Origin of the sequence: Colwellia sp. PAMC 20917 (assembly GCF_001767295.1) — a bacterium.
In the GTDB taxonomy this organism is placed as follows: domain Bacteria; phylum Pseudomonadota; class Gammaproteobacteria; order Enterobacterales; family Alteromonadaceae; genus Colwellia_A.
The window spans coordinates 1104760-1118805 of sequence record NZ_CP014944.1 but is presented as its reverse complement, the minus strand read 5'-3'; the positions used below and the strand labels follow the sequence as shown (position 1 = coordinate 1118805).

Here is a 14046-nt window from a genome sequence, read left to right as displayed (position 1 = left end):
AAAATATAGTTACTTGTAAGCGCTTAGTAACAAAATCTGTATAACTGCCTATTATTAATATCCATGTAGGGTTAAGGATAGGCAGATTATGAATAGAAAGCACTTGAAGCGTTTGGTAAGCAAGCGACTAAATCAATCAAAGACAGAAGCAGACTTAACTAATTTTCGTAAAATATTAACCAAGATAACGGTTGAAACAGCGCTTAATGCCAAACTAGACGAACACCTTGGTTACTCTCGCCACGAACAATCTCAGCAAAATAATTACTATCAGAGCAGAAGATGGTCAAGTCTATTTAGATGCGCCACGTGATAGAGATTCAAGCTTTAAACACGTCATCATATTTGTTGGTATTTAGCTAAGTTCTATTTCAGATATATATGGGTCTGAGATCATATAGATTTCAACATACGCGTTATTCATAACCTGTTTAATCCTCGATTTATAATTGTCCCAGACATCAGCGTCCCAGTTATCAGTAATTATAACGCATTTATTAGTCATTCCAGCACAATCACCCTGCATATGTTTGGATAAAGCGTCAAGAATACAATTTAAATTATTCCGAGGATCTTTTGTTTTTTTATATTTTTTGGAAGTCATAGACAAAAATACAGCTAAGTCACAACACGACCCATTCGAATTTGATGGATAAAAATTTATCTGATGATGGTGCTGATCCAGGAGCCAATCTCCTAATTCATTAATAGATACATTGTTATTTTTCTTTTGTTGGATGTGTTGTTTCCAACGCCAATCCACTCCATCTTGATTTCTGTTCTTCTCAATGTCCCAATGATTATTTCTATCCTTTATAAAGTTTTCACGCTCACCCTCAAACCCTTCGGTAAGTTCATGCATTTTTTGTAAAATACTTTCTGCGATGAATCTAAATTCACTCATGTATTCTTTTCCTATATTTTTTTGGTAAGCTAATGTTACCATTGAACTTTCATGAATATAATAAAATTTTTATCATTTTCAAATAAGTGGTGTTACCACATCAAACTTTCTCGTTATTTGTTTATATAAGCTCATATTATTAAGCAGTGAAGTGTATATTTATGGTCCAATTTAAGTATTTTAATCACCGAATTCTCCTGATTAATTAACAAAGCACAAACAAGCAAACAAAACTTTTGAAAATTTTGAACTAAGGGTCTTAACGGCGCAGTTCTTTGTATTAATATGGGTAATAAATTAGAATTTATCAGTGAAAAATTTTTCAAGAACAAGCATAAAAATAATTTATAGAAAAAGAACAAAGCTAGTAAAGGGGGGAATAGATTTGTGATAACAGAATTAGACCATAACTCTGTTATCATTATATTATTAGTTTGTATAAGTAATAGGATCGTTACAATTATTTTTTTCAAAAGCTTCTAACCTCTCTACACAAGAACCACATTTACCACATGCCTTTTCCTGCCCTTTATAACAGGTCCATGTTTGATAATAATCTAATCCCATCGATAGGCCATCTTTAAGAATACCTATCTTATCAGTATCTAAATAAGGAGCATGAACATAGACCGGTTCAAAGTTAGCTACTTTGGAAGCTTGGTCCATTACTTTCACAAACTCAGGTCTGCAATCAGGATAAATTAAATGATCACCAGAGTGAGCGCCATACCAAACACCTTCAGCCTCAATATCCACGGCGTAACCAATGGCCAATGAGATGAGAATCATGTTACGGTTTGGGACAACCGTCGATTTCATATTTTCAGCTTCATAATGGCCATCAGGGACATTAATATCGTCAGAAACTAGTGACGAACTGGTGAATAATGTTGAGATAGATTTGATATCTAAAATTTTATGTGGAACATTAAGTTCTTTACACACATTTTGTGCGTAAATGAGTTCTTTATTATGCTTTTGACCATAATTGAAAGATAGAGCATATACATCAAAGCCTTCTTTTACTGCTTTGTTTAAAGCCGTAAAAGAGTCCATGCCTCCAGAATATATAACAACAAGCTTTTTCATTTCTTAAATTCCCTTCCTAATTAGCTAAAGTAAACATCGTAATCTTTCTTAAATTCTTTAGCTACTTCATAAATTTTTAATAAGTTTCCGGCAAATAGTTGCTTTTCTGAGGTTGTATTTTGAAAATCATGCCACCTTCGAGAAAACTTTATATCATCACCACCTTCTTCATCACTTCTTATAAGTCCCAAATTCCATGATGTTTTACTGAAATGGCATTTATTAGATATAAGCTTTAACTCTTGAGTAAAAAATTCAATAGTGGGAATGTTTACTGCGTTCAAAGGTTTGTCTTCGAGAAATACTCTTATCATGTGGCGACATAGAAATGAGAAACCAAATATGCTTGTGCCATGAATGATATAAGTATCTTTCATGCTTTTAGAGGTCTTTTTCCATTCAGTTTCGAACACTATTGTAACCGCTATCCAAAAGTGATTAATTATTTGAGCAAACAACTGCTTTGACTCTTTCGTTAAGTCTTGATGGACTCTTACGTTAATAGACTTCAAGATCATTCTTTCGACGTTAGAGACAAACTCAGTAATTGATGATTCAGCAATTTTTCCTAAAGGGTTGCCATTCGATTTGATAAGTCCCTTTAAAGGAGGCGTTCCATTTTTATTATCCCCAAACCCTAGTTCCTCTGAAATAGATAGTGGAAAGGCCTTTATAGCTAATGCCGGTGGCTTATAAATGTCATCATTAAGTGCTAAAGCATTTAACTGAACGGATGTTAATGGCTTGCCGAGATTAAGAATCAGAAATTGCTGAATATAGTCATTTTCATCTTCAGAAATGAAAATAGAAACAGGCAAAGGATAACTTTCATGACAACTATTTTTAACTCCCCCTGAACGTTGTTGACCATCTACAATTGATCCTGGTAACTCTTGTGATGGAGATTCAGGGAAGTATGGAACTTCTAAATGTCCAAACTCAGTTTGACCTTCTAAAGGAGTAAAGGTAACTGATTTATTAAAGCCAATAACGAGATTTGCCAAAATAGTAGACTTAGGAGATTCTACGTAATCTTTTATAGACTCAATATGTTTTGGTAGTTCGCTTCTTTGATATCCATGGATATATTTACCTTCCCTTGTTATATGGACGATTTTAGCGATATCTCTTACTTTTTTGCCTTCTACCCAACCAGAAAATACAGTGACGTTATTAACAATTTTTTTAATTACTTGGATTTTTAAAATGACTGGTTTCATTATTTATTAGCCTTAATCATCGTACTTTTCATGTCATCAATAACTTTATCTTTATGTTTTGTCACCATAGCTAAGTTATGTATACCTCTACGACGGTTAGTTTGGTTAGAACGAAAAATGATGTTCATTATTCCACTTTCACAAACTCCGCATGTACAAGTTTTCCAGGGCCTTTCTAACAAAAACTTTTTAACTCTTAACTTGTCTTTGTTTAGAATAGCTTGTTTAACTGGCGTTATTTCTGCTAAATGGTCGGCCGTAGTTACTTTTTCATAAGCCATTAGAGCCTTAAATGTAGCGTTAAAGTGTTCGCCGGTTGCGTCATATTGTTTTAATTTTTTAATACAATCAGTTTCAAGCCTTTTTACACATTCATTTGTAGATAGTGCATTGTTGGAAAGGTCGATATCAATTTCATTATTGTTTAGCATTTTAACTACTAGGCTTCGAATTTCATGGCGATGTTTATCAATTAACTTCTGAACATTATCATGATCACATTGACGGATTCTTATTGATAATGATTGAATAAGCTCATGGGCATCATCATTAAATTCGAAGTATTTTCCAGCTTTAATGCCTTGCATTAATGGGGAAGTACTATCTGCGCTAGTTACACCATATTTTGCGTATGCAGGTATATTCTCAAATCTACAGATTCCCAGTAAGTGAAACTGCGTCTCTTTCTTTTTAATAGAAGAGAGGGTTTCTAATAAATCTAATAAGTCAGGCGTTTTTGATTTGATCATACCGCCGATTGTAATATGAGTGTATCCGATCTCTTCTAACTTTTTCACCGAACTAATAAAAGACTCTTTGCTAAAACCATGAGCTACGCCATAAGGAATGAAAGACTTACCTTTAGAAGTATTAAGAATCTTAGAACGTTCTAAAAATAGAACGGCATTATCTAGAGTTATTTTTATTCTGCGTTCAGCTTCTCTTATGTCAGCATAATCCATAGCTTTTAATGCTTCATCATCCTTGGCATACGGGAATACGATGTGATCGAGTGATATACCGCAATCGAATCCTCCACGGTCATAGAATTCAATTAACTCATCAATTGTAAACGGTGGCTCAGGTTCATTTACATAATCAAATGCGCCACAATCCCCCATAAGCAATACATTTGAAAATTTTTCTTGGTTTAGTCTTAAAAATTTCTTAGCACCATAATAATAGAAATCTTCAGTGAGCTCTTGAGTGTAGTACTTCCCTTTCTTTTGCATTGTGCCAACACCCGCTAACGAAACAAGCATGCCGTTGTAAGGCAATTCCTTTAATATTTCATGAGGGTAGGCGTCATCATCATACTTTCGATGATATTTAGTTTTTTCGTTGGTAATACCATTAAATTTAGGGTCGACAAAATCTAAGTTGTCTGGAAAGTAATAATTAAAAATTGTCACATTAAACCTATATATTCTTTGTTGTTGGATATTGCGGGTTATTTATTAAGGTTTTCTTACTAAATAACCACATTAAGATAACTCTTTGAGTAGTCGAGTAAATCTTTTTTGTTCGCAAGCTAAGTTTTCATTTCTTAATTTTTTTATCAACATGGTAGCGGATATCTTAGCTACTTGAGCACTATTTAATTCTTTTCTAATGAAACTACGAACCTCTTCATCTGAAATGTTCTTACGCTTTATAGCGGACAACTTTATTGCATTTTTTTTAAGAAAATTGTATTTGTTCGTTACACTTTTACTATCGAATATATTAACTTTAAAGTCTTCTAATAAATATTTAGCTAGCCTAATATTTAAGGAAACTCTACCGCCTTTTAGCGTGCTACAGAAATCCGCTTTTGACTCTAAAAGATATGGGGTGAGTGTTTTGTTAATGTTATTAATACTTGAAACAATAAAGAAGTTTTTATTTGTTAATTTTTTTTCTGAAACTAATTGTTTTAGTTCGTCTTGTATCACTCTTACATAATCAGGAGAAGCCGCAATAATAAAAACGTCATCAGTATGAGTTGAAACCAATGAATGAAGCGAGTGGCATTTAAATCTTTCGCTACTTCTTATCTGGTGTAAAGCTTTCCACCATTCGTTATTTGTTAACCCTGTTTTGTTAATTGAGTTTTCACTTCCATTTGAAAAGGTAGCGTCATAAGAACCAATTTTTGATGAACTGTGAATTAAGCCATAACCTGCTGATAGAACCCACAAATCTAAATTAGGAGTTATCATACTCGTAGCAACTTTCCAATGGTCACCTGCGTATACTTCATCAGCCGAAACCTTTTGTTCAGCATTTTTAAGTTGCTCCCACCAAGAGTTTATTATGGTTTGAGAGTTACCTTTCATAAGGTCTTTTACCTGCACTTTACCCTGAATATTACTCTTCTTAAGGTTTGTGCAGTTTGTAATTAAATGGATCTTCAAAAATTAGTTACCTTTGTAAACGACACCACATGTACATGTTTCCATTAGTTCAATGGCAGAGAGCTCTGGTAATATTGGTTTTAATTGTTCCCATATCCATTTTGAAATAACTTCGGCTGTAGGGTTTTCTAACCCTTCGATGTCATTTAGGTAATTATGATCTAACTGGTTATAAATAGGTTTGAAAATTGTTTTTACATCAGAAAAGTCTATGAACCAACCGGAATCTTTATTTACAGTTCCTTCTAAATGAATTCTCACTCTATATGAGTGTCCATGAAGTCTCCCACATTTATGTCCATTTGGAACATTAGGTAATTTATGTGCTGCTTCGAACGTAAAGTCCTTATATATGGCTGTATGCATAGTTTTTCTAGTTCAGGTCACTGTTAATAAAAACAGCATTGTACACTAGAATTAAGTCTCCAGCCACTACTATTGATTGTTAAATTCCGATGGATTGTTATAGTGTCAACAATATCGAAATTGAAATTAATTCAGTGGGGGGACATCATGGAAATTGAACAGAAAAAATTATTGGTTAAACTTATTTTGACTTTGCAAAGTGATCATCATGGTTGTAAAGAAGAAGCTATTAATATTGCAAAAGAAGCACTTGGAATTGAAATTGAACATAACAGTATTCGCGAAATGATTAATATAGTTTCAGAACAAAAAATTGAAGAATATATGAACTTGATTTAAAGGATTAGTTAAGCATGGATGTACTTGAAATTGATACACCGTTTGATTGCCGCTTCAAATGTTGGTTCTGTGGGGAAAACTCTCACACAAATGTAGAAATCAAAGACCCAGAAATAAAGGGCGGACTAGATATAATTGCTATACCTATTTGCGATGAATGCAAGTCATACGGATGTCATCCCTTAGCGACTTCTTTAGAAGAACTAAAGCAAACTATTAAAGATAAAATTATTATTCGCAGCAGTAAAGAGTTGTCAATAGGTTCAAATTGGACAGAAAAAGAGTTAAATGAATCAGACTTTACTGGTAATGCGTTTGAAGGTTTCAAAAAAAGCGGTTGGGAAATGTTTCTTATTGCTAAAGAAAGAGTCAACTTTAAAGCGTGGGATCTATGTATTGACGGTATACCGGTTAGAGAAGTATTGCCTGAAGAAATATTTGAATTTGATGGCCTTGAATTTAGCAACTTTACTGGGATGTTAAATTATTTAAGTAAAACCTTCTTTTTGAATAAAAATTTTTTGAAAAGAGTGCTCACTTTATATGGTAATGATAGAGCAATTGAAGCTGTAAAATTTTGTAGGTTAGTTCCTAATGAGTCTGAAAATCAAAGAGAACAGGCCTTTGAAGATTTAGTTGAGTCTTTTAGAGAAAAAGAAGAACTTGTATTAAGGAATAAGAAACGTGATGCATTAGAATTAAACATAAGTATTGATTCAATAATGCCTGTTAGTATTAGAAAGAACACTATCCCCGCTGCATCTATCCAATGGGCATTGAATAATGGGGTTATTGATTTTGAAACCCTAGATATGTTGGAAGATAATTTTTTTGAGTTTTTCTCTTTTGAAGGTGATAAAAAAGTTTTTCAAATGTTTAATGCTTTAGAAATCTATATGGATAAACGGTTGTCTTCCCCTGTGTGGAGAGAAACAAAAGATCCAAATATTACTCTTTGGAAGTATGTTGAATCTCAATTTAACAATTAATTTGAACTAGGAATAAATAAGTGACTATAGAAAATAACTATCGAGAGATTCTTGAGAAAATTGGCGAAGATATTAATAGAGATGGCCTAGTAGATACGCCTAAGCGCGCAGCAAAAGCTATGAAGTTTTTAACTCAAGGGTATAATCAAAATATTGATGAAGTCGTAAACGGTGCTTTATTTGAATCTGATGCTGATGAAATGGTAGTGGTAAAAAACATCGAATTATATTCGATGTGTGAACACCATATGCTTCCTTTTATAGGTAAATGTCACATTGCATATATCCCAAGTGGTAAAGTTTTAGGTTTGTCAAAATTTGCTCGGATCGTTGACATGTATGCCAGGCGATTACAAATTCAAGAAAACTTAGCTAGAGAAATAGCTTTATCTATACAGGAAATAACAGGGTCTATTGGTGTAGGTGTCATTATTGAAGCACAGCATTTATGTATGATGATGCGCGGCGTACAGAAGCAAAACTCGTCAATGACAACATCAGTAATGTTAGGGGAAATGAGAGAAGATGCCTCTGCGAGACAAGAGATGTTGTCGTTAGTTAAATCATGATTCATTTTAAATAAATCAACCAACTTTTCAAGAGTATAGATTTATCCAAAGGTAATTATCAAACACAAGTACCACATTGTTTGGTAAGTATTTCCATACTTACTTTACCTGTCATTAATTGCCATGTTATATAGCTATGACGTATTGGATGAAAGTAGGAACTGCATTAATTAACATTTTAAAACGAGAGCAAAATATTTTATTGAAGTAAATATGTTCAATGATACTGATTTACTTGTTTGATAATATTATTAAGCTTGATATTTAAAACTAAAGAATAGAGTCGAATACTACACTCATAATAAAATGATTTTAAGATGAATTAAGAGAGTTTTAAGTGTTCTAGGAGTGTTCTAATGATAAAAAACAGTATAGAAATAACTACAGAAAACTAACTAAAATCTTTCTACAAGCCACGTATTTATTGGCGAGTGTCCTAAAAGTGTTCTTTTTAATCTATTTGCAGTCGTTTTACGGTCTGTAAGTAGTCGTAACACTATGATTTAGTTAGTCTTCTGTCGTTCTATATGTGGTGGAGCGGGGGGGAATCGAACCCCCGTCCAAAAAGCCTACATCCTTGGTACTACATGCTTAGTCGATTATTTGTTTAACCAATTAGACGCCAATCGACAGGCTTCGTCATGGTGAGCTTAATACTATTTCGCGGTTCAGCCTTAAGCGTGCTTCCCTCGCTATCCTATTTGGGGTGACCATCGATCCTCTAAACAATAGGAGAATTTTTGAGGCGATGGCTAGCCTAAGCGGCTAGTGCGAACGTATCGTCGTTTGCAATTATAGTTTTGCGGCTTTTTACCAGGCAAACCGCCCCTGGGCATGCACCTCGGGTTTCATGAATCTTGTCGAATCCTAGATCCGCCCCAAAGTTTTTTCATCTTAATTATAAACTTATTCAGTCTATAAAGCGCATTGTACAGCGCTTCTTTTAAATAAACAACGTGTTAATTGTTAACTTGTTATCGATCTAAATTCTTATTTTTCATTAATCGGCCTTTATCAACAGCCCATTCTCTGTCTTTGATATCAGAACGCTTATCATGGTCTTTCTTACCTTTACCCAAATAAAATTCGAGTTTGACCCAATTTGCTTTCCAATACATCGCCGTGGCAATTAATGAATAACCATCACGCTCTACAGCAGCGGTTATTTTCTCTAATTCGCGTCGATTCAACAGTAACTTGCGGTCACGATTAGGTTCGCATACTACGTGACTAGAAGCAGCATTGAGCGGCATTATTTCAGCACCCAATAAATAAGCTTCACCGTTTTTTACGTGTACATAACAATCAGAAATATTAACTTTTCCGCTACGGATACTTTTAATTTCCCAACCCTGCAGGCTCATCCCACCTTCAAACTTATCAGTTAAAGAATAGTTATGACGAGCTTTTTTGTTTAACGCAATAGTATTGCTGTTTGATTTTTTTTTCTGTGCCATTATATTTCCATTTTGTTTGCCATCAAAAATAGCAATCGCAAACATTATACGGAGAATTATTGATATTTGAATGATTAATTTCAATTTTTCTCTTTAATGCCTTTTGCTCACGGCTTTGTTATCATTACCCTTTAAAGTTGAGGAAAATAAATGCCCGTAATTAGTCGCAGCGCTTTAGTGATGTATAGCGTTGACCAAATGTATCAATTAATTAATGATATTGTTGCTTATCCTCAATTTATTCCCAATTGTGGTGACAGTAAGATAATTTCTCAGCAAGGTAATGAAGTTACCGCTGCTTTGATGGTTTCGAAGGGGGTTCTAAAAAAATGGTTTACCACCAAGAATACCTTGATTGGTAATAATAAAGTACAACTCGATTTAGTTGACGGTCCTTTTAAAAAGTTAACGGGTTACTGGCAACTAACTGAATTATCTGAAGAAGCTTGTAAGATTAGTTTGCATTTAGAGTATGAGTTTTCGAGTAAAGTATTCGATTTGGCATTTGGCCGTGTTTTTACAAGTTTGACCAATAATATGGTACAAGCTTTTACACAAAGAGCTAAAGAGGTTTATCATTCTAATGGTTGATAGCATAGAGATAGAGCAAGAACTTGCTCAACGCAAAATACAAATAGAAGTTGTTTATGGACTACCCGATAGACAAGAGTTATTAACGCTTTTAGTCGATGAAGGCACCTTGTTAGAGCAAGGTATTATTGCTTCAGGCATTTTATCTGTTTTTGAAGAAATAGACTTAACCGTAAATAATGTCGGTATTTGGAATCGAGCCGCTAAGTTAACGGATACTTTACGAGATTTAGACCGTATTGAAATATATCGACCTTTAATTGCTGACCCAAAAGAGGTTAGAAAGCGCCGAGCTGAAAAAGCAAAAGATGAAGGACGTGCCGATAAAGTTACCGGTGGTCGTGTAGACCCGCGTCGAAATAAAGCCAGCTAAAAATTCGCAAAATTTAAAGTAAAAAAAACGGCTATTAAGGCTAATGCCGTTCACTTAAGGTGAACGGCATTTTTACTTTTAACAGGGTACCTATTCTTTGAACATTTCAACATTCTCGGATATTGCCGTTCTCGCCTACCGGGTAAAACGAATTGCTTAGCCGACTTTGTAATATTCATTGTGTATTTGGGAATGTTACCTGGCGTGCAGAATGACAACTGGGTTAATTCGTGAATAATATGCATTGAAGCGCCATTAAAACTCAGTTGATTGGGGTGGACACCGTCTAGCGATTTAGCCATTAATACCATTTGATAACGGATTAAATTATAAGCCAATAATATCCCCCAAAGCTCTTGCCTAATAAGCTCTGGTTGATTACTTCGTAATGTGAATCGATTGTCCAATAGCGACTGTTTCATTTCCCTAAATCCCAACTCAATTTCCCATCGGTGGGCATATAAATCAACAATATCAGCGGATGGAAAGCGCATAGGATCTGTCATCGAAGTGAGTATTTGAAGGTCTTTTCCTTTCACTTTTTTGGTGATGAGCCGTGCTTGCATCGTTTTAGGTAATTCTGGAAACTTTTTTCGTGACTGAGGTGTTGTGGTTAATTGGATTAATTTATCTTGTCTTCCAAAACTATTGATAACTTCATATTGTGTATTTTTTTTGAGTGGCATTAACCAATGCCTTGTGTTACCTGTACTTTGCCAGCGATGTAACAAGCCTAATGAATAAAATCCACGGTCGAACAGCGTTAAACTATTATCAGGTGTTTTATCAATTAACCCTAACGCAAGATTCATCTCGTTAACTTCAACACTATCAAAGACACTGTTAGTCAATAAATGGCTCGTTAATTCCATCTGACACACCATACGTACTTGAGGGTAACTGGCTTTGCCATGTTGCGTCCCTGTTTTGGCAAACTCTTCATTATTTTCATCGGTATCGGGCACTCGCCACACAACACCATCGACACCTAAAAGGTTTAAACCACACCACTGACCATGATTAGCATCATGGTTCCATTGTTGTTGCGTTTGTTGAAAGACTGTTTCTATAACTTTGCTACCGAGTTTTTTTCTCGCTTGCGTGACCGCACTAGATGCAACATAGGGGATACCGCTGGGTAAAATAATATCCAACTGATTAAGCATTTGACGCATTGGAAACTTGCGAAACAATGCCATGCCAATGACAGCCCACACCATATTTTCCATAGGCAGCTTACGCTTTCGAATGGTAGATATTCCGTGTTCTTTTAGTCCCGCACTAATAATTTCTGGAGACAAAATTTCTGCTAAGTTTTGGAACTCGGTGACGTTATTTGAATTAACTAAAGAAAGCGCGGTAGAAAGTTGCATAAAAAAAATCCAGTGATATCAATCACTGGATTTTGATCTCATTAGCAAATTAATCAAGCTATAAATTGCTTAACTGATCGGCATTAGCTATTAAGGCCGTTTTTTTATGGGACTAAAATATTTATTAGTTAACCATAGGAACGTAAAAGTTGTCACCTAAGACAAAGTCACCTTCTGCGCTGGCTAATAATTCATTATCAAAATAGAGGATAAATTTCTTCTTAACGTTAAACTCTTCACTTCGACCTGATTTTAATAAGTAAACATAGTGCAATGTATCATTGCCAAAGGCATCGTTAACAACAGGGCTACCAAGTACAAATTTTACTTGTTCTTTAGTCATGCCAATTTGAAGCTTGTCGATATCTTTTTGTTCTAAAAAGTTTCCCTGAGGAATGTCAAAACGATAGACCCAGCTTGAGCAGGCAGAAAGAGATAGGGCAATAGTAATGGCTAAAATGCGAAATAACATGTTTTTTCATTTATCCTAATAAGTTCGAATGGGGATGATAACTAAGCCCGCGAAGAGATACAAAACTATTTTCAATTTATTTTGCACCTTTGTGCCTCAACTCAGGTTATTTACTCAACGCTAAAATTAATTTATTAACCGGCAAGTAACTCTTGAGCATTAGCCAAGCTGTTATCCGTTATTTTATTCCCCGCTAATAAGCGAGCAATTTCTTGGACTCTGCCATTAGCACTTAGTTCCGTTACTTTTGTTTCTGTAAACTCGCCATCGGTTAATTTACTGACAAATAACTGTTGATGACCTTTGCAAGCGACCTGTGGTAGATGTGTTACACAGATAACTTGGGTGTTTTGTGCTAATTCTTGTAGCTTGCTACCGACCATTGCCGCTGTTGGGCCACTAATACCGACATCAACTTCATCAAATATTAAGGTCGGTGTGATCACCTTGTCCGCCAAAATAACCTGCATGGCTAAACTAATGCGTGATAATTCGCCACCAGAAGCAACTTTGTTCATCGCTTCTAATTTTTGCCCTGGGTTAAGGCTAATGAGAAAGTTTATTTCATCAAGGCCAAACGGCGATAAAGCTTCAACATTAACTTGCTGTACTGATACGTCAAATATGCCGTTGTTCATATTGAGCTCTTTCATGCTCAGCGTGATTTTTTTACTGAGTTTTTTAGCCGACTTTACTCTTGATGTTGATAACGCCTGAGCAGATTGTAGGTAATGTACTTTAGCCTTTTCAATGTCTACGTATGCTGTATCTAGTCTTGAACCGTCTGAATTTATGACATGTAAGGCTTGTTTTATCTCTAAGTGTAACGTTGGCAAATGCTCGGGTGCCACTTGATGTTTCTTAGCAAGTTGAATGGCGAGCGAGTAGCGGTCTTCAATCATTTGATAAGCTTCTGGATCGAGTTCAAGCTTATCGTAGTAGTGCTTTAATTCATCATTAGCATCTTCTACAAGAATAAGTGCTTCGCTCAAGGTGTTAGCAATATTTGCTAACTTAGGATCCATATGAACTAAATCATTCAACTGTTCGCAGTTGTTTCTTAGGCTGTCTGAAATATTGTGATTTTCGTTTTCAGATAAAGTTTGCAATGCTTTCAAAGTGCCGGTCAATAATGACTGACCGTTACTATGACGTTTGTAATCACTTTCTAGAATTTGAAACTCACCCGTTTGTAGTGAAAATTCGTCTAGCTCGGTCACTTGGTATTGTAATAACTGCAGTTTTGCTTCGCGTTGCTCTTTACTTTCTTGTAACTGTTTTAGTTCTGTATTGAGATTTCGCCATTGCTGATAGTAATATTGAACGTCGTCTAATAAGTGCTGATGATCGGCATACTCATCAAGTATTTTACGCTGTTGAGCCGGCTTAACAATGAGTTGGTGATCGTGTTGGCCATGAATACTTATTAAAAATTGTGCGATATCTTTAAGTTGGGCAAGCGGAACTTGGCTACCGTTAATGTAAGCCTTTGAGCGTCCTTCAGCTGATATTACTCGGCGTAAAATACATTCACAATCTAACTCAGCATCGTGTTCGTCTGTTAGGGATAGGCCATTTTTTTTAAGCCATTTTTGTGCGGAAATGTTTTTGTTTATATCAAAGGTTGCGGCTAACTCTGCTTTTTTAGTATTTGGTCTTACAACATTAGTGAGCGCTCTATCGCCTAAACATAAACCTAAGGCATCAATAGCTATTGATTTACCCGCACCTGTTTCTCCGGTGATGGTTGTCATACCTTTGCGCCAATCTATATCTAGGGAGCGCACAATGGCGAAGTTTTGAATGTTAAGATGTAAAAGCATGAGAAACCAATTGACTGTATAAATATGTATAACTGTTAATTTATACAGTAAAGTGGTTTTGTGCAAGTGTTAATCGAATAAAAAT

Annotated in this window: 16 protein-coding genes and 1 other RNA gene; 6 read left to right on the top strand and 11 right to left on the bottom strand. The window is 35.1% G+C overall.

Features of this window, described 5'->3' with window-relative positions:
- The first annotated feature begins 88 nt into the window (after positions 1–88).
- The gene (locus A3Q34_RS20370) at positions 89–313 is read left to right on the top strand and encodes a hypothetical protein (protein WP_157470817.1); all 225 of its coding nucleotides are present in this window, start codon (positions 89–91) and stop codon (positions 311–313) included.
- A 42-nt stretch (positions 314–355) separates the two neighbouring features.
- Here the strand turns inward: A3Q34_RS20370 and A3Q34_RS04805 are convergent, their stop codons facing one another.
- From A3Q34_RS04805 to queD, 6 genes are all read right to left on the bottom strand, one after another.
- Positions 356–946 carry a hypothetical protein gene (locus A3Q34_RS04805; protein WP_157470814.1) on the bottom strand — a complete coding sequence of 197 codons (591 nt, stop codon included), beginning with the start codon at positions 944–946 and terminating at the stop codon, positions 356–358.
- 387 nt (positions 947–1333) lie between these two features.
- Complete coding sequence (gene queC, locus A3Q34_RS04800; protein ID WP_070374322.1) at positions 1334–1993, bottom strand: 7-cyano-7-deazaguanine synthase QueC; 660 nt, start codon at positions 1991–1993, stop codon at positions 1334–1336.
- Between the two features lie 20 nt (positions 1994–2013).
- Positions 2014–3213: a DGQHR domain-containing protein gene (locus A3Q34_RS04795; protein WP_070374321.1), complete on the bottom strand. Its 1200-nt coding sequence runs from the start codon at positions 3211–3213 to the stop codon at positions 2014–2016.
- Complete coding sequence (gene dpdA, locus A3Q34_RS04790) at positions 3213–4625, bottom strand: tRNA-guanine transglycosylase DpdA (RefSeq protein WP_070374320.1); 1413 nt, start codon at positions 4623–4625, stop codon at positions 3213–3215. Before dpdA ends, A3Q34_RS04795 begins: the two co-directional genes overlap by 1 nt.
- Positions 4626–4697: 72 nt before the next feature.
- Positions 4698–5531 (bottom strand): hypothetical protein, encoded by an 834-nt coding sequence (locus A3Q34_RS04785; RefSeq protein WP_070374319.1) that lies wholly within the window; start codon positions 5529–5531, stop codon positions 4698–4700.
- 81 nt (positions 5532–5612) lie between these two features.
- The gene (gene queD, locus A3Q34_RS04780; protein WP_070374318.1) at positions 5613–5975 is read right to left on the bottom strand and encodes a 6-carboxytetrahydropterin synthase QueD; all 363 of its coding nucleotides are present in this window, start codon (positions 5973–5975) and stop codon (positions 5613–5615) included.
- A 147-nt stretch (positions 5976–6122) separates the two neighbouring features.
- On the opposite strand from queD, the gene A3Q34_RS04775 reads away from it, so the two are divergent.
- Genes A3Q34_RS04775 through folE form a run of 3 tightly spaced genes read left to right on the top strand, consistent with a single transcriptional unit; the run spans position 6123 to position 7872 of the window.
- Positions 6123–6314: a hypothetical protein gene (locus A3Q34_RS04775; protein ID WP_070374317.1), complete on the top strand. Its 192-nt coding sequence runs from the start codon at positions 6123–6125 to the stop codon at positions 6312–6314.
- 14 nt (positions 6315–6328) lie between these two features.
- Positions 6329–7303, top strand: coding sequence for a hypothetical protein (locus A3Q34_RS04770; RefSeq protein WP_070374316.1), 975 nt, complete (start codon positions 6329–6331; stop codon positions 7301–7303).
- 20 nt (positions 7304–7323) lie between these two features.
- Positions 7324–7872 (top strand): GTP cyclohydrolase I FolE, encoded by a 549-nt coding sequence (gene folE / locus A3Q34_RS04765; protein ID WP_070374315.1) that lies wholly within the window; start codon positions 7324–7326, stop codon positions 7870–7872.
- 530 nt (positions 7873–8402) lie between these two features.
- On the opposite strand, the gene ssrA is transcribed toward folE, so the two are convergent.
- Positions 8403–8752: a transfer-messenger RNA gene (ssrA, locus tag A3Q34_RS04760) on the bottom strand.
- Positions 8753–8846: 94 nt separating this feature from the next.
- Complete coding sequence (gene smpB / locus A3Q34_RS04755; RefSeq protein WP_070377008.1) at positions 8847–9329, bottom strand: SsrA-binding protein SmpB; 483 nt, start codon at positions 9327–9329, stop codon at positions 8847–8849.
- Between the two features lie 150 nt (positions 9330–9479).
- Between smpB and A3Q34_RS04750 the strand changes: the two genes are divergently transcribed.
- Together A3Q34_RS04750 and A3Q34_RS04745 are read left to right on the top strand one after the other, a co-directional pair.
- Entirely contained in the window at positions 9480–9920 is a 441-nt protein-coding gene (locus tag A3Q34_RS04750) for an SRPBCC family protein (protein ID WP_070374314.1), read from the top strand.
- On the top strand, positions 9913–10293 hold the full coding sequence (locus tag A3Q34_RS04745; protein ID WP_070374313.1) for an RnfH family protein: 381 nt from the start codon (positions 9913–9915) through the stop codon (positions 10291–10293). Before A3Q34_RS04750 ends, A3Q34_RS04745 begins: the two co-directional genes overlap by 8 nt.
- 50 nt (positions 10294–10343) lie before the next feature.
- Here the strand turns inward: A3Q34_RS04745 and A3Q34_RS04740 are convergent, their stop codons facing one another.
- The 3 genes from A3Q34_RS04740 to recN all read right to left on the bottom strand — a co-directional run bounded on the left by A3Q34_RS04740 (position 10344) and on the right by recN (position 13961).
- Positions 10344–11666 (bottom strand): IS4 family transposase, encoded by a 1323-nt coding sequence (locus tag A3Q34_RS04740; protein ID WP_070374312.1) that lies wholly within the window; start codon positions 11664–11666, stop codon positions 10344–10346.
- A gap of 124 nt (positions 11667–11790) precedes the next feature.
- Positions 11791–12138 (bottom strand): outer membrane protein assembly factor BamE, encoded by a 348-nt coding sequence (locus tag A3Q34_RS04735; RefSeq protein WP_070374311.1) that lies wholly within the window; start codon positions 12136–12138, stop codon positions 11791–11793.
- Between the two features lie 134 nt (positions 12139–12272).
- A complete protein-coding gene (gene recN, locus A3Q34_RS04730) occupies positions 12273–13961 on the bottom strand; it encodes a DNA repair protein RecN (protein ID WP_070374310.1) in 1689 nt (562 codons plus the stop codon).
- Positions 13962–14046: the final 85 nt, after the last annotated feature.